Source organism: Streptomyces sp. NPDC002835, assembly GCF_053591995.1.
Genome location: NZ_JBSFUW010000022.1, coordinates 13,377 through 28,558, shown reverse-complemented (window position 1 = coordinate 28,558; position 15,182 = coordinate 13,377). Strand labels below are relative to the sequence as shown.

At 72.9% G+C, this 15,182-nt stretch carries 13 protein-coding genes and 2 pseudogenes; 7 read left to right on the top strand and 8 right to left on the bottom strand.

Annotated elements, in window-relative coordinates; all coding sequences use genetic code 11:
- The first annotated feature begins 69 nt into the window (after positions 1-69).
- Positions 70-1,344, top strand: a complete 1,275-nt coding sequence (locus ACWD01_RS22805; RefSeq protein ID WP_451164599.1) for an ROK family protein — start codon at positions 70-72, stop codon at positions 1,342-1,344.
- A 540-nt stretch (positions 1,345-1,884) separates the two neighbouring features.
- On the opposite strand, the gene xylB is transcribed toward ACWD01_RS22805, so the two are convergent.
- The gene (xylB, locus tag ACWD01_RS22800) at positions 1,885-3,357 is read right to left on the bottom strand and encodes a xylulokinase (protein ID WP_451164597.1); all 1,473 of its coding nucleotides are present in this window, start codon (positions 3,355-3,357) and stop codon (positions 1,885-1,887) included.
- A 167-nt stretch (positions 3,358-3,524) separates the two neighbouring features.
- Here xylB and xylA point away from each other — a divergent pair, with 167 nt between their 5' ends.
- Positions 3,525-4,694 (top strand): xylose isomerase, encoded by a 1,170-nt coding sequence (gene xylA / locus ACWD01_RS22795; RefSeq protein WP_451164595.1) that lies wholly within the window; start codon positions 3,525-3,527, stop codon positions 4,692-4,694.
- A gap of 103 nt (positions 4,695-4,797) precedes the next feature.
- Here xylA and ACWD01_RS22790 read toward each other — a convergent pair whose 3' ends face one another.
- Positions 4,798-5,220, bottom strand: a complete 423-nt coding sequence (locus ACWD01_RS22790) for an ATP-binding protein (protein WP_451164593.1) — start codon at positions 5,218-5,220, stop codon at positions 4,798-4,800.
- Positions 5,221-5,508: 288 nt separating this feature from the next.
- On the opposite strand from ACWD01_RS22790, the gene ACWD01_RS22785 reads away from it, so the two are divergent.
- Positions 5,509-8,358: an ATP-binding protein gene (locus tag ACWD01_RS22785; protein ID WP_451164591.1), complete on the top strand. Its 2,850-nt coding sequence runs from the start codon at positions 5,509-5,511 to the stop codon at positions 8,356-8,358.
- 210 nt (positions 8,359-8,568) lie between these two features.
- Here ACWD01_RS22785 and ACWD01_RS22780 read toward each other — a convergent pair whose 3' ends face one another.
- From ACWD01_RS22780 to ACWD01_RS22765, 4 genes and pseudogenes are all read right to left on the bottom strand, one after another.
- Positions 8,569-9,627 carry a YeiH family protein gene (locus ACWD01_RS22780; protein ID WP_451164589.1) on the bottom strand — a complete coding sequence of 353 codons (1,059 nt, stop codon included), beginning with the start codon at positions 9,625-9,627 and terminating at the stop codon, positions 8,569-8,571.
- Positions 9,627-10,208, bottom strand: a complete 582-nt coding sequence (locus ACWD01_RS22775; RefSeq protein ID WP_451164587.1) for a cysteine dioxygenase — start codon at positions 10,206-10,208, stop codon at positions 9,627-9,629. The genes ACWD01_RS22780 and ACWD01_RS22775 overlap by 1 nt, the downstream gene beginning before the upstream one ends.
- Before the next feature lie 100 nt (positions 10,209-10,308).
- Entirely contained in the window at positions 10,309-11,214 is a 906-nt protein-coding gene (locus ACWD01_RS22770) for a LysR substrate-binding domain-containing protein (RefSeq protein ID WP_451164585.1), read from the bottom strand.
- 68 nt (positions 11,215-11,282) lie between these two features.
- Positions 11,283-11,510: pseudogene (locus ACWD01_RS22765) on the bottom strand (transposase); the annotation flags it as partial.
- Positions 11,511-11,560: 50 nt separating this feature from the next.
- On the opposite strand from ACWD01_RS22765, the gene ACWD01_RS22760 reads away from it, so the two are divergent.
- From ACWD01_RS22760 to ACWD01_RS22745, 4 genes are all read left to right on the top strand, one after another.
- Positions 11,561-11,887, top strand: a complete 327-nt coding sequence (locus ACWD01_RS22760; RefSeq protein ID WP_442836407.1) for a transposase — start codon at positions 11,561-11,563, stop codon at positions 11,885-11,887.
- 5 nt (positions 11,888-11,892) lie between these two features.
- Entirely contained in the window at positions 11,893-12,648 is a 756-nt protein-coding gene (locus tag ACWD01_RS22755) for an IS3 family transposase (RefSeq protein ID WP_451164699.1), read from the top strand.
- A 200-nt stretch (positions 12,649-12,848) separates the two neighbouring features.
- Complete coding sequence (locus tag ACWD01_RS22750; protein WP_451164583.1) at positions 12,849-13,877, top strand: IS110 family transposase; 1,029 nt, start codon at positions 12,849-12,851, stop codon at positions 13,875-13,877.
- Between the two features lie 25 nt (positions 13,878-13,902).
- Positions 13,903-14,115, top strand: coding sequence for an IS3 family transposase (locus ACWD01_RS22745; protein ID WP_451164581.1), 213 nt, complete (start codon positions 13,903-13,905; stop codon positions 14,113-14,115).
- A gap of 38 nt (positions 14,116-14,153) precedes the next feature.
- Here ACWD01_RS22745 and ACWD01_RS22740 read toward each other — a convergent pair.
- Together ACWD01_RS22740 and ACWD01_RS22735 are read right to left on the bottom strand one after the other, a co-directional pair.
- A pseudogene (locus tag ACWD01_RS22740) lies at positions 14,154-14,336 on the bottom strand (IS200/IS605 family accessory protein TnpB-related protein); the annotation flags it as partial.
- 288 nt (positions 14,337-14,624) lie between these two features.
- Positions 14,625-15,158, bottom strand: a complete 534-nt coding sequence (locus ACWD01_RS22735; RefSeq protein WP_451164579.1) for a hypothetical protein — start codon at positions 15,156-15,158, stop codon at positions 14,625-14,627.
- Positions 15,159-15,182: the final 24 nt, after the last annotated feature.

Genomic DNA, 15,182 nt, shown 5'->3' with positions numbered 1-15,182 from the left:
GGAGCCGGAGCGCCGTTACGGAAGGCGCGGGGCCGGGGCAGAGGCGCATCCCATAGGCTCGGCGGCAATATGAACGGCAATCAATCAGGCGGCGCCCGCACCGGCGCGGCGGCCCGCCATGCCCCGCTGGGAGCGAAGGCCGACCGTGAGACGGTGCGCCGGCACAATCTCAGCCTGGTGCTGCGGGCGGTCCACGACCAGGTCGAGGCCACGCGCGCCGGCGTCGCCGCCCGCGTGGGGCTGACCCGTGCCGCGGTCTCCTCCCTGGTCGAGCAACTGCTCGAGAGCGGCTTCCTCTCCGAGTCGGGCAAGACGTTCAGCGGCCAGGCCGGCCGCCCCGGCACCGTGCTCAAGATCGCCCGCACCGGGGTCGCCGGCATCGGGGTCGAGATCAACGTCGACTATGTGTCGGTGTGCGTCGTCGACCTCGCCGGCACCGACCGGGTACGGCTCGTGGAGCACCTGGACAACCGGAACTCCGCACCGGCCGAGGTGTTCGACCGGGCCGCGCGGATCGGGGCGCGGGCCCTCGGGTCGGCCACGGAGCAGGAGTTGCGTCCGGTCGGCGCGGAGCTGGCCCTGCCGGGCCTGGTCTCCGGCGGCTCGGTCCGCCAGGCCCCGAACCTCGGCTGGACGGCCGTCCCCGCCGAGGCCCCGTTCGCCCGCGCCCTGGCCGCGCTGCGGCCCGGGGCGCCCGCACTGCCGGTGCGTTCGGAGAACGAGGCGAACCTGGCGGCGCTGGCCGAGCTGTGGTTCGGCGGCCTCGGCGACATCCGGAGCTTCCTCTATCTGACGGGCGAGATCGGCGTCGGCGGCGCGCTGGTGCTGGGCGGCGAACTGCTGCGCGGCGCGAACGGGTTCGCCGGCGAGATCGGCCACGTCTCCGTCTCCGACGACGGCCCCCGCTGCCGCTGCGGCTCGCGCGGCTGCCTGGAGCAGTACGCGGGCCAGTCCGCGCTGCTCCGGGCCGCCGGCCTCGACGAGCACGCCGGCGCGGCGGGCGTCGCCGAGCTCGAACGCCGCGCCCGCGCCGACGACCCGGCCGCGCTGGCGGCGCTGTCCGGGGCGGGGCGCGCACTGGGCCGCGCGTTGTCCGGCGCGGTGAACCTCTTCGACCCGGACGCGGTCGTGCTGGGCGGCGTCTACCGCCCGCTCCTGCCGTGGCTGGCACCGCCGGTGGGCGCGGAGCTGGAGACCCGCGTCGTCTCCGGCCTGTGGCCGGCGGCGGGCACCCGGCTGCGGCCCTCCTCCCCCGCGGCGGACGCCGCGCGCGGCGCGGCGGCGCTGGTGGTCCAGGACGTCCTGGCGGACCCGGTGGCGTACGCGCCGCGCGGGGCGCACTGAGGTCTGCTGAGCCTTGGGGGCTCCGCCCCCGGGGTGCCTGCGCCTCAAACGCCGGCAGGGCTGGGAGCTTGCCGGTCACGTCGAGGCGCCGCCTCAAACCCCGCGCCTCAAACGCCGGCGAGGCTTGAGTTGCCCGGTTCCGTGCCGGGTCCGGCACCTGAGCGCGCGCGGGGCTGAGAGCTTGCCGGTCACGTCGAGGCGCCGCCCCGAACCCCGCGCCTCAAACGCCGGCGAGGCTTGAGTTGCCCGGGCACATCCAGCCCGGGCAACTCAAGCCCGGCCTGGGGGTACTCCTCCTACGCCTGGTGGCGTCGGAGGCCCCCACCCACGGCCGCCAGGCCGTAGGGGGAGATTGAGGCCACCGCGCGGAGCGCGGTACCGGGCCCGGGCGGAGCCCGGCCCGCCCACCCAGCGGCACGGGCCCGGGGCCCCAGCCCGAAGCGGCGCCCCTGGGGGCCGGGCTCCAGGACAGGCCGGCCCTGAGGGCGGGAAACGGGTCCGGGCGGAGCCCGGTTCGGGAAGGGGTGGGGTGGGGGAACGTCACCCCGTCGCCGCCTCCACCGCCGCCGACACCCGCTCCCACGTCTCCACGTCCCGCTCCATCGCCGACAGCGACGTCCCCGCCCCCGCGCCCCACCCCGCCGCCAGGGCCACCGCGTCCTCGCCCGTCGCCGCCGACGCGGCGAGGGCCGCCGCGCCCAGAGCGACGAGTTCGCCGCTGGACGGGAGAAGGACGGGCCGGCCCGAGAGGCGGCGGATGGTCTCGACCCAGTGGCGGCCGTTCGCGCCGCCGCCGACGAGCCGGAGCGGGCGGGACGCCGTGTCCGGTGCGGCCGGGTCCTCGCCACACGCGCGCAGGACTTCGTCGAGCGCGCGCAGCACGGTCACGGCGGCGCCCTCGTAGGCCGCGCCGAGGATCTGCTGACGGGTCGTCGTGTGCCGTAGCCCGGTAAGCGTGCCGGAGGCGCCCGGCAGGTCCGGGGTCCGTTCGCCGTCGAGGTACGGCAGGAGGACGACTTCGCCGCCCGCCTCCGCGGCCTCCCGGTCCAGGCCGAGCAGGGACGCGATCTTGTCGACGGCGAGCGTGCAGTTGAGGGTGCAGGCGAGCGGCAGGTAGGTGCCGTCCGTCGCCGCGAACCCGGCGAGTGCGGCGGAGGCGGGCCGGGTGCGGGTGGCGGCGAAGACCGTGCCGGAGGTGCCGAGGCTGAGCACGGGATGGTCGAGCAGCCCCGCCCCGCCGAGTCCGAGGCCGACCGCCGCGGCCATGTTGTCGCCGGTGCCGGCGGCGACGGCGATCCCGGCGGGCAGGCCGAGCCGGGCCGCGGCGGCCGCGGCGAGGGAGCCGACACGCGTGCCGCCGGTGGGGGCGACGGGCGGCAGCAGTGCGGCGTCCAGGCCGACGAGTTCCAGCAGGCCGGGGTCGTAGCCGCCGGTCGCGGTCGAGTACCAGCAGGTGCCAGACGCGTCGCCGGGGTCGGTGGCGGCGACGCCCGCGAGGCGTTCGGTGAGGAAGTCGTGCGGCAGGCGCACCGCCGCGGCGGCGGCCGCGGCGGCGGGCTCGTTCTCCCGCAGCCACTGCCACTTGGCGGCGGTCATGGAGGCGACGGGCACGGACCCGGTGCGGGCGGTCCAGGCGTCGGGGCCGCCGAGCGCCTCGGTGAGCTCGGCGGCCTGCGGGGCGGAGCGGGTGTCGTTCCAGAGCAGGGCCGGTCGAAGGGGCGCGCCCGCGCGGTCGAGGACGACGAGCCCGTGCTGCTGTCCGGCGACCGCGATGCCGGTGACGGCGGACGGCGCGACGCCGAGCCCGTCGAGTTCCTTGAGACCGGCGTGGACCGCCTCCGCGAGAGCCGTCCACCACACCTCGGGGTCGGTCTCCCGGGCGCCCCCCGCGCCGGTGACCTGGTGGGGCGCCCTGCCGACGGCGAGCAGCCGCCCGGTCACGGCGTCGGTGAACGCCGCCTTTGTGGACTGGGTGGAGCTGTCCACCCCGATGACGACCGCGTTCGCCGGCATTGCGCACCTCTCCGTCAGCGTCTCACCCCACCATTTGGTCGAGCCAGAAACAAATTACGCCACGCGCCCACGCGACAACAGACCCCGGGAGTCTTCTGTCATCGGGGCCATCCGTGCATTATTAGTAAGGTCAGAGAACAAACCAGTGATCCAAGGCGGACATGGCCATGACGGAACGCTTCACCCCCACCCCCGAGGACAAGTTCAGCTTCGGCCTCTGGACGGTCGGCTGGCAGGGCCGGGACCCGTTCGGGGACGCGACCCGGCCGCACCTGGACCCCGCGGAGTCCGTCCGGCGGCTCGCCGACCTCGGCGCGTACGGTGTGACCTTCCACGACGACGACCTGATCCCGTTCGGGTCGAGCGACGCCGAGCGCGAGGCGCACATCAAGCGCTTCCGCGAGGCGCTGGACGCCACCGGCCTCGTCGTGCCGATGGCGACGACCAACCTCTTCACCCACCCGGTCTTCAAGGACGGCGGCTTCACCGCCAACGACCGCGACGTGCGCCGCTACGCGCTGCGCAAGACCATCCGCAACATCGACCTGGCGGTCGAGCTGGGCGCCGAGACCTATGTCGCCTGGGGCGGCCGCGAGGGCGCGGAGTCCGGCGGCGCCAAGGACGTGCGCGTCGCGCTGGACCGGATGAAGGAAGCCTTCGACCTGCTGGGCGAGTACGTCACCGAGCAGGGCTACGACCTGCGGTTCGCCATCGAGCCGAAGCCGAACGAGCCGCGCGGCGACATCCTGCTGCCGACGGTCGGCCACGCGCTGGCGTTCATCGAGCGCCTGGAGCGCCCGGAGCTCTTCGGCGTCAACCCGGAGGTCGGCCACGAGCAGATGGCGGGGCTCAACTTCACCCACTCCATCGCGCAGGCGCTGTGGGCGGGCAAGCTCTTCCACATCGACCTGAACGGGCAGAGCGGCATCAAGTACGACCAGGACCTGCGCTTCGGCGCCGGTGACCTGCGCTCGGCGTTCTGGCTGGTCGACCTGCTGGAGACGGCAGGGTACGCGGGCCCCCGGCACTTCGACTTCAAGCCGCCGCGTACCGAGGACTTCGACGGCGTGTGGGAGTCAGCGGCGGGCTGCATGCGCAACTACCTGATCCTCAAGGAGCGCGCCGCCGCGTTCCGCGCGGACCCGGAGGTGCGGGAGGCGCTGCGGGCCTCGCGCCTGGACGAGCTGGCGCGCCCGACGGCCGCGGAAGGACTGGCCGAGCTGCTGGCGGACCGGTCCGCGTTCGAGGAGTTCGACGTGGACGTCGCGGCCGAGCGCGGTATGGCGTTCGAGCGCCTCGACCAGCTGGCGATGGACCACCTGCTCGGCGCCCGCTGAGCCGACCCCTCACGCGCACGGGGCCGCTCCGACCGGGTCGGGGCGGCTTCAGGGGTTCCCGCCGGCCGCGCCCGGCGCGGTCACAGGTGCGGGTCCGGCGCGGTCACAGGTGCGGGTCGAACGCGTGCAGCGGGCCGCGTACGACCGGCGGCGGCGTTCCGTGCAGCGCGATCTCGGCGAGCACCGCGCTGCCCCGCTCCATCCGGTGGGTCACGGTCCGTGTCGCGTACGCGTCGACCAGGCGCAGCCCGCGCCCGCAGCGGACGTCCGCGTCGAGCGGTTCCTGGCGGCGGCTCACCCGGTGTTTCCAGCATCCTCCGTCCATCACCTCGACCGTCAGCGCGTCTCCCCGGACGGCGATCACCGTGGACACCCAGGGGCTGCCGCTGTGCAGCACCACATTGGTGACCAGTTCGGTGACGATGACGGACAGTGCCTCGTCGAAGTGCTCGGCCAGCCGCCATCGGCGTGCGACTGCCCGGGCGAAGCGCCGTAGTGCGCGCGCGGCCTCCGGCGAAGCCGGCATGGCACAGTGGGCCAGGCTTCGCAGCGCGGAGGTGGGCCCGGGCCGCCGCGGGGCGGGGCTCGGGGCACGTTCTATGGCAATCACTTGGGCTCCTGTTCGGTCGGGCGGCGTCGCCCTGATCAGGTCCAGCAGCCGGGAGCGTCGATCTCACCGGGCCGTCGAAAGCCATGCAGATCTTCTGCGGCACCCCAACACTCGTATCCGGACACCTCGTGTTCAATCAGGGAGACTGAAACCCGTATACGTAAAGAATCGAAATGCCCGGGAAACACCGAGGAGAGTGATTCGGTGGACACGTCGAGTGACGAATCGGCGGACCGATGGCTGGAACGGGCGCTGTCCGCGCCGGCCGGCCGGAGGTCCGGCCCGGGCGGTACCTCGCTGCTGCTGGTCGAGGGGGCGGCCGGGACGGGCAAGACCCGGCTCGCGAGCCGCCTCGTCGGGGCCGCTGTAAACCGCTCGGTACCCATCGTGACCGTCTCGTTCTCGTCGTACGGCGTCACCGTCGACCGCCCGGCGCCCGATGCGAAGCCCGGAGCAGCGCCACGGACCGGGAACCCGCGGGTCCCGAATCCGCAGGTCACGAATCCGCAGGTCACGACTCCGCCGACCGCCTGCCCCGAGGACGCCCGGGCCGCCGAACTGTCCTCCGCCCTGGCCCCGCTGCTCGGACGGGGTGAGCGGTTCCTGCTCCTCGCCGAGGACGTCCACCGCGCCGGCGGCGCGGCGCTCGAACTGCTCCGCAGGCTCGTGGACCGGCCGCCGGACGGTCTCACCGCCGTCGTGACCTACCGCCCCGAGGAGCTGCCGGAGCCCGGCCTCGTGCTCGGCAGGGGCGCCCACTTCCCCGCGAGCCTCGCCGTGCTGCGGCTGCGGCTCGGGCCGTTCGACGCCGGGCAGGTGCGCGCACTCGTGGCGAACGGGCTGGGCGAGAGCCGCTGCCCGGCCGATCTGATCACGCGGATCGTCGAACGTTCCGGCGGTGTGCCGCAGGTCGTCACCGACGTGGTGGGGCTGCTGCGCGAGTCGGGCGACGGCCGGGAACGGTTCCTGGTCAGGGACCTGGACGCGGCGGGCGCACCGCCCCGGCTCGCCGAGCTGGCCCTCGGCCGGACCGCCGAACTCCCGGAGCACATACGGCCGGTGGCCTGGGCGGCCGCCGTGCTGGACGAGCCGGTGGAGGCGGAGGAGCTGTCCGCGGTGGCCGGCCTGGGCCACGACGACGGCAGGGACGCCCTCGTCGTGGCGCTGCGCGCGGGGGTGCTGCGGGAGGACGGCGAGGGCCGGTACGGGTTCTTCGTCCCGATGGCGGCGGCAGCCGTGTACGGGCAGGTCCCCGGCCCGGTCCGCCGGGAGATGCACCGCAGGGCGGCCACCGCGCTCGGCCGCCGGCATCCGGTGCCGTGGGTACCGCTGGCCCGCCACCGCCGCCACGGCGGCCAGGTGAAGGCGTGGCTGCGGGCCGTGGAGCACGCGGCGCTGCAGTGCGCGGCGGCCGGCGACCACCAGGCCGCGATCGACCTTCTCGAGCGGACCCTGTCCCGTCCGGCGGTGCCGCCCGCCGCCCGCGCCAGGCTCGCGCCGCTGCTGGCGCACAGCGCGGTGCTGGGGCTGCGCAGCGACCAGACGGTGTCGATGCTGCGGCAGATCCTCGACGAGCAGTCGCTGCCGCCCGCCGTGCGCGGCCAGATCCGGCTCGACCTGGGGCTGCTGCTCTGCAACCAGGCCGTCGCCGGCATACAGGGCTGGCTGGAGCTCCAGCAGGCGGTGGAGGAGCTTCAGGAGCGGCCGGTGATGGCGGCCAGGGCCATGGCCGCGCTGGCCATGCCGTTGCTGTCGACGGTCCCGCTGGAGCGGAACCTGTACTGGCTGGAGCGCGCGGAGAAGGCCGGCGCGGACAGCGGCGACGAGGAGGCGGCCACGGCGGTCGCCGCCAACCGGGCCGGCACGCTGATGTACATAGGCGACCCGTCGGCCTGGCAGGTGCTGGAGCAGCTGCCGAGGGAGACGGAGGACCCGGCCTGCCGCCAGCATGTCGCCCGTGGCCTGTGCAACGCGGCCGACGGCGCGCTCTGGCTCGGTCAGCTCGGCCCGGCGCGCGGGCTGCTCGCCGAGGGCGTGGAGCTGGCGACCCGCAGCGGCGCCTCGTACGTCGAGCAGGGCGCCCGCGGCACCCTGCTGCTGCTCGACTGGGCCGAGGGCAACTGGTCCGAACTGCCCGCCCGGGCCCGCGCGTTCGTGGCCGAGGCCGACACCATGCCGGGGCAGGCCGTCGACGGCCGTACGGTGCTGGGGCTGATGGCGCTGTCCCGGGGCGAGTGGCAGCAGGCGACGGCCTGGCTGGCCGGTGAGGGCTCGCGGGAGACGGACGGGACCGCCGTGCCGCATGTGGCGACCGCGTCCGGGGCGCTGATCCGGATGGCCCTCGTCCGCGACGACGTCGAGTCCGCCGTGGCGGAGGCGTCGATGGCCTGGGACAGGATCAGGGACAAGGGCGTGTGGGTGTGGGCCGCCGAACTCGCGCCCTGGGCCGTCGACGCGACGCTGCGCGCCGACCGGCGCGACACGGCGCACGGCATGGTCCTCGAGTACGAGGTGGGTCTCGAAGGACGCCAGGCGCCCGCCTCGTCGGCGGCCCTGAACTGGTGCCGCGCGCTCATCGCCGAGGCGGACGGCGAGCACGCGGAGGCCGCGGAGCTGTACCGCCGGGCGGCTCTGCTCTACGCCGGCATCACCCGCCCGTACGCCACCGTCCTGGCCACCGAGGGAGCGGCCCGCTGCCAGTTGGCGTCGGGGACGGACACCGCGGCCGCCGTCGCCGAACTGTCCTCGTGCGTCGCCCAGTTGACCGAGCTGGGCGCGGTGTGGGACGCGGCCCGCTTCCGTGCGGAGCTGCGGTCCCACCAGCCCGCCGACGAGCAGCGGCCCCGCGGCCGCCCCAGCTACGGCGACCAGTTGTCGCCGCGCGAGCAGGAGGTCGCGGACCTGGCGGCGACCGGGCTCACCAACCGGGAGATCGCGGCGACGCTGCATCTGTCGCCGCGTACGGTGGAGCAGCATGTGTCCCGCGCCCGGCGGAAGCTGGAGTCGCAGTCCCGGCAGAGCATTTCGCGGACCCGCTCGCAGCGCCCGGAATGAGCCCTGCGGAGCGGGCCGGGCGGTCCGGCCGATTCTTTGCGTATAGGTACATCACCGGTTCCCTATAGGCGGCGCCCGGCCGGCGGGCATAGCTTCCGAGTGTGCCCGGGGCAGCCGGGATGCCGACCGGCCACGTCGTACCCCACATGCGACCGTAGCCGTGACGCCATGGGAGTCCCGGCCCCGGGCACAACAGAAGACACCTCCGGTTCAGCTCGCGACGAGCAGCACCCCGGCGTACGACACGCCCGCCACGACCAGCCAGGCGGACAGTCCGAGGAGTGCCACGCGGCCGCCCGTGCGGGTGAGCGAGGGCAGGTCGACGGCGCTGCCCAGCCCGAACAGGGCGGCAGCCAGCAGCAGTTCCTGCGCGGTGCGGGCGGCGTCCAGTGCCTGCGCCGGCACCAGACCGGTGCTGCGCACCGCCACCGCGACGAGGAAGCCGACGACGAACAGCGGCACCAGCGGCACCCGTTTGCGGCCGGTGTCGCGGTAGCCGGCCGTCCCGCTGCGCCTGCGGCGCCGTACGGACAGCGCCACGACTGCGACCAGCGGGGCGAGCAGCGCCACCCGCATCAGTTTCACGAGCACGGCCTCGCCGAGTGCCGGGCCGCCGGCGGTCTGCGCGGTGGCGACGACCTGGCCCACGTCGTGCACGCCGGCCCCGACCCAGCGGCCGAACTCCGCGTCTCCGAGTCCCAACGGGCCCTGAAGCAGGGGCAGTACGACGATCGCGAGGGTCCCGCAGAGGGTCACCAGCGCCACGGCGGTGGCGGCGTCCCGTTCCTCGCTGTCCGTCGCCTCGCTCACCGCGCCGATCGCGGAGGCCCCGCAGATCGCGTATCCGGTGGCGACCAGCAGCGGCTGATCGCCGGGCAGCCCCAGGCGCCGCCCGAGCCACCAGGTCCCGAGCAGGGTGGCCGTCACGACGACGAGCACCATGGCCACGGTCGCCCAGCCCAGGCGGCGTACGTCGTCGAGGCCGAGCTGCAGCCCGAGGAGCACGATCCCGACACGCATCAGCCGCTTGGCGGTGTATGACAGGCCCGGCCGGGCCGGGCCGCGCACCGCCGCCCGCAGCCGGGGCAGATGGGCGGCCAGGACGCCGAGCACCACGGAGGCGGTGAGCAGGGGCACGGCGGGCAGCAGCCGGTGGACGGACCAGGCGAGGGCGACGCCGAGCACCGCGAGCGCGAGCCCGTGCCGGCGGCGGGCGGCTGCCGGTCCGCTGCCCGTCGAGGCGGCCGGGCGCTCCCGCAGGAGGGCCATCAGCGGTCGGCCGGCACGTCGTAGACGCGCCGGACGCTGGTGCCGAGGCGGGATATGTCGGCGCCATAGACGTGCAGGGATATCGCGGCCGAGGGCCCGGCGTTCCACACCCGGTGGATGTCGCCGGGGGGCGCGAAGCCGCAGAACTCGCCCTGTGCGTTGACCACGTCGGCGGTGGCGACGAGCCGCGCCGTGCGCTCCGTGCCGGCGGCGGGCACGAGCCGGTAGCGCCGCTCGTGCTCCTGCCCCTCGTGGACGCCCGTGGTGCACCAGGAGACGTGGTCGTGCACGGACGTCCCCTGGCCGGGCAGCCAGACGAGCGCCACCACGGAGAAGCTGCCGTCGTGTTCGGCGTGCAGCAGATGCTGGCGGTAGCGGACCGGGTCGCTCTCACGCTGCTCGTCCGTGAGCAGGTCGGCGGCGCCGAGGTACGGCGCGAGGCGCTCGCCGACCAGGTACGCCGTCAGATCGGGCGGCAGTCCGCGCCCGACCGCCGCGCGCACGTCGGCGATCAGGGCGTCGAGCCGTTCGGTGGTGCGGGCGGCGGTGAAGGCGCCCGGGGCGGTGGATGCCGGTGTCATACAGGCAGCGTCGGACCCGGCGACCATGACGTCCAACGACGCTTTCTTCGCAGGTCCCAAGCGGTGCTTATGGATGCGGGGCGGGCGACGGGGGCCGGTGTCAGCAGCCGGTCTTGTTCGCGGCGACCGTCCGCAGTTCGTCGAGCACGAGCGCCGTCGCGGGCACGCGCAGATGTTCCCGCAGCACGTACGCGGAGATCTTACGCCGCGTGGCGGGCTGCAGCGGGCGCCCGGCGACATGCGCGTGGCGCATGAAGTTCAGTACGAGTGACGGGACCATGGCGACCCCCAGCCCTTCCGCGACCAGGCTCTGCACGGCGAGGTTGTCGTCCGTCATGAAGGCGATGTCCGGTACGAAGCCGGCCTCCGCGCACTCGTGGAGGAGGTTGGCGCGGCAGCGCGGGCAGCCCGCGATCCAGCGTTCGCCCGCGAGGTCGGTGAGCCGTACGACCCTGCGGCGGGCCAACTGGTGCCGGGCGGGGAGCAGTACGGTCAGCTGGTCCTCGAGGAGCGGTATCTCCACCAGGTCGTCGGGCACCTGCTCGTGCAGACCGGGGTAGGTGAAGGCGAGGGACACGTCGCACTCGCCGCGTGCGAGGCGGCGCAGCGACTCGGGCGGCTCGTTCTCCAGCAGGTCGATGCGGATGGCCGGATGGGCCGCCGTGAGCCGGGCCAACGTCTCCGGTACGAGGGTGGAGTTGGCGCTCGGGAAGGCGCAGAGGCGGACCCGGCCGGCGCGCAGCCGAGTGAGCGCGTTCATCTGCTCCTGGGCGGCCGACATGGAGTCGAGGATGGTCGTCGCGTGTCCGGCCAGCGCCTCGCCGGCCTCGGTCAGCCGCATGGTGCGGCCCACGCGGACGAACAGGGGCGTGCCGACGTCCCGTTCGAGGGCCTTCATCTGCTGGGTGATCGCCGGCTGGGTGTAGCCCAGGACGCGGGCGGCGGCCGAGTAGGAACCGGCCTTGACCACCTCGTGGAACGTCTTGATGTGCCGGGAATCGAACACCGGTGCATCATAAGCGGAATTTGGGGGCCGGTGAGGGCCCCGCGCCCCCCGCCATGTGACGCTGTTGGTTAATTCGGGCCCTGTTGCTTCACCCCGTCGGCTTGGTCGGCGGGGCGAAGTGCTGCGAAGTGGCTGGTGCGGGTGCGGGCCCGGGGTGTTTCGGTGAGGTGGGCGTCGATGCGGGCGAGGTTGATGGCGGCGCCGGTGAGCTGGTGCTGAAGGCTGGTCTTCGCCAGGCCCCGGTAGCGGGATCTGCGCAGGCCGCAGCGCCCGACGCCTTGGGAGATGGTGCCTTTGAACCGCCCCGTGTCGAACGGAGACTCGATTTCATGAAAGGGATCGAGTCATGGCACGACCTTCCCGTTACCCGCTTGAGCTCCGCCGCCGTGCGGTGCGCATGGTCGCCGAGGTGCGCGACGACTACCCGAACGAGACGGCCGCTCTGCAGGCGGTCACGGACAAGCTCGGCATCGGTTCCCGCGAGACGCTGCGGAACTGGCTCAAGCAGCACGAGATCGACGCCGGGACGCGCCCGGGCACGACGACGGAGGAATCGGCCCAGCTCAAGGCGCTGAAGAAGGAGAACGCCGAGCTGAAGCGGGCGAACGAGATCCTCAAGGCGGCGGCGAGTTTCTTCGCGGCCGAGCTCGACCGGCCACACACACGCTCGTAGCGTTCATCGACGAGCACCGGGACCGCTTCGGCGGCGTCGAGCCGATCTGCAGAACGCTCACCGAGCACGACTGCAAGATCGCCCCTTCCACCTACTACGCGCACAGGAAACGACTGGCCACCCCGTCCGCCCGTACCGTGCGGGACGCGGAACTCAAGGAGCTGATCCGCCAGGTCCACACCGACAACTACCGTGTCTACGGGGCGAGGAAGATCTGGCGCGAGCTGAACCGGCGGGGTCACGCGGTGGCCCGCTGCACCGTCGAACGCCTCATGCGCGAGCTCGGCATCGCAGGCGCCGTCCGCGGCAAGAAGGTCATCACCACGATCCCGGACCAGCAGGCCGAGCGGGCACCGGACCGGGTGGACCGCGACTTCGTCGCCACCGCTCCGAACCGCTGCTGGGTCGCGGATTTCACGCATGTGGCGACCTGGGCCGGGGTGGTCTACGTCGCCTTCGTCGTGGACACCTTCTCCCGCCGCATCGTCGGCTGGTCCGCCGCGACATCGAAGGAGACCCAGCTCGTCCTGGACGCTCTGGAGATGGCGCTGTGGCAACGCGACCGCGATGAACACCCCTATATTCGCGGCGAGTTGATACACCACAGCGACGCGGGCAGCCAGGGCGGATTCAAACTTGCCGAACACCTGGACGCGGCCGGCATCGCCGCCTCGATCGGCTCCGTCGGCGACGCCTACGACTGTCAGTCTTTACGCACCGGATCCCGCAAGGATCGGGTAGTCCCGGCTGAGGCGGTCTGACTCTTGCTTATGACTGACCCCGTGAGTGTCCTGGCGTTGATCTGTCGACCGTCCGGCCGGGCACGCAGCAAGCGCTGCCGCCGGACGGACGTGACCTGATAGGAGCCTGGAGCCGACTCACCAAAGCGTCCCCGTGACAGTCCTGTCCGTCCGACCGGCGACAGCGTGAACACCCACGTTAGCGACCGGAAGGACCAACCGTGCACCACAGCGAGCAGCCCAGGTCCGGGCATGTCGTGATCGGCGTCGACACGCACAAGCACGTGCACGTCGCAGCGGTGATGGACACGATCGGCGGGATCCTGGCCACCTTGACGATTCCCACCGACACCGGCGGCTTCCAGCAACTGGCGGACTGGGCCGCCTCGTTCGGTAAGGTTCTGGCCTTCGGGATCGAGGGCACCGGCTCCTACGGCGCCACGTTGACCTCGTTCCTGCGCAGGGCCGGCCACAAGGTGGTCGAGGCCGGACGCCCGGACGCCGAGAACGCCGCCCGCGCAGTGTTGGCCGGGTTCGCGACCGCCACGCCGAAGACCGCCGACGGCAAGGCCGAGATGATCCGCCAGCTCAAGATCGCCCATGATCAGGCCGTTGAACAGCGTGCGGCAGCGATGGTCACAATGAAGGCGATTCTCGTCCATGCCCCGGACGCCCTGCGCCGGGAGACTGCCGGCAAGACTCAGATCAGCCTGGCGCGGCAGCTCGCGGCTCTGCGTCCTCGCCGTCTGGAAGGACCCGAGGACGCACTTCGCCACACCCTGCGGACGCTCGCCAAGCGATGGCAGTACCTGGACGCCGAGGCCAAGGAACTGACGAAGATGATCGGCGACCTGGTCCAGCGGGCCGCTCCGCAGCTGCTCGAGCCGTTCGGCATCGGCGTGGACACGGCCGCGGAGATCCTCGTCGTGACCGGCGACAACCCCGAGCGGATCAAGTCTGAGGCCGCTCTCGCCAAGCTCGCGGGCATCGCTCCCGTGCCCACCGGCTCGGGCATGACCAGCGGCAGGCACCGCATCAACCACGGCGGCCACCGCCAGTTGAACGCCGCGATCTACCGAACCGTCATCGTCCGGATGCGGTTCCACCAGCCCACGATCGACTACGTCGCCCGCCGCACTGCCGAGGGCAAGACGAAACGGGAGATCATCCGATGCCTCAAGCGATACGTCATCCGCGAGGTCTACCACCTGCTCCGACCCGCCCCGCGGACGGCCTCCGCGGCGAGTTGACAACTATAGGAGCGTCAACGCCCTGATGGAGAGCACGATCGGCCTGTTCAAAACCGAGCTGATCAAGCCGCAACGGCCATGGAAGACGCTCTCCCAGATCGAGCTGGCCACCGCAGAGTGGATCGACTGGTACTGCCACCGCCGACTCCACGGTGAGATAGGACACGTCCCGCCCGTCGAGTACGAGACCAACTACTACCTGACAACCACGAAACCCCAGATCACAACCACCAACTGAGATCTCTACCGAACCCGGGGCGGTTCAGCTGTTCAGCTGTGCTCCAGCCCCTCCACGCACCGCACTTTGAGGTCCTTCGAGGCCAGCGAGCCCAGCTGCGCACCCACCAGGCACAGCACCTTCTCATCCTCCGGAGTGAGACCCTTCAGCCGAGTACGCACCGCAACACCCGAAGGGCCGGAAACGACGAACGACGCCGCCACCTCCCGCAGACCACCCACAGCAAACACCCCCTCCATGCCGGACCACACGCACCCGCCACCACACCAACGACCCACCACCCGCAAAGGTCACCCATTCGACAGACGAACCCCCGTCCACCACACCGCCCCCCACGCACAACAGCCCACAAGAACTCACCCGCACACGCCAGAACTCACTCATACGAAGTCGCACCACAGCAGTTCACCACCCCCGATCGTGCTGGGGTGCCGCACGTGACCCGCTCCTCCTGCCGCGCCTGGCGCGAGGGCGAGGCCGCCCGCCGGGTTCCGGCGGCGTCCGCCGCTTCAGGCCGCGTCTTCCCGGAGGGCATCACTGGCGGAAGGCGTGGCCGTCCTGCGCCGGAAGTAGGCGAGGGCGACCGCGATGAGCAGCGGCGGCCAGGACAGCATCGGGATGTAGCAGACCAGCAGGAGCGCGAACTGCCCCGGTGTGCCGGTGCCCTCCGGCCCGATGTGCGTGGAGTAGGACCAGAACGCCCGGTAGAGCAGGAACGCCAGCACCAGCCCGCCCAGCACGGCCGGCACCGTCGCCGCCAGCGGGTGGACCCGGCGCCCTCCCAGCAGCGGGATCCAGCCCGGAACGGTCTCCCCCCACGGCCGCACCAGGCCCAGGGTGAGCAGTGCCAGCCCTTCGCTGATCACGGCGAGGCCGACCACGTACAGCACCTGCCAGGCGTGCGGGACGGGGATCTCGGACACCGGCAGTCCAAACGCGAAGGCGAGCCGCCACAGCGCCGCGGGCAGCGTCACCAGGGGCACGGCGTGGGCCGCCAGGACGGTCCGACGCGGCACGCCGGGCAGGGCCTTCGTCGTGAACATGAGGTCATGCTGTCACAGCCGGGG

Excerpts from the sequence above, each read along its gene's own strand:
- ACWD01_RS22745 (WP_451164581.1), top strand. The coding sequence starts at position 13,903 with ATGGAGAGCACGATCGGCCTGTTCAAAACCGAGCTGATCAAGCCGCAA.
- ACWD01_RS22805 (WP_451164599.1), top strand. The coding sequence starts at position 70 with ATGAACGGCAATCAATCAGGCGGCGCCCGCACCGGCGCGGCGGCCCGC.
- ACWD01_RS22790 (WP_451164593.1), bottom strand. The coding sequence starts at position 5,220 with ATGCCGGCTTCGCCGGAGGCCGCGCGCGCACTACGGCGCTTCGCCCGG.
- ACWD01_RS22780 (WP_451164589.1), bottom strand. The coding sequence starts at position 9,627 with ATGGCCCTCCTGCGGGAGCGCCCGGCCGCCTCGACGGGCAGCGGACCG.
- ACWD01_RS22775 (WP_451164587.1), bottom strand. The coding sequence starts at position 10,208 with ATGACACCGGCATCCACCGCCCCGGGCGCCTTCACCGCCGCCCGCACC.
- ACWD01_RS22760 (WP_442836407.1), top strand. The coding sequence starts at position 11,561 with ATGGCACGACCTTCCCGTTACCCGCTTGAGCTCCGCCGCCGTGCGGTG.
- xylB (WP_451164597.1), bottom strand. The coding sequence starts at position 3,357 with ATGCCGGCGAACGCGGTCGTCATCGGGGTGGACAGCTCCACCCAGTCC.
- xylA (WP_451164595.1), top strand. The coding sequence starts at position 3,525 with ATGACGGAACGCTTCACCCCCACCCCCGAGGACAAGTTCAGCTTCGGC.
- ACWD01_RS22735 (WP_451164579.1), bottom strand. The coding sequence starts at position 15,158 with ATGTTCACGACGAAGGCCCTGCCCGGCGTGCCGCGTCGGACCGTCCTG.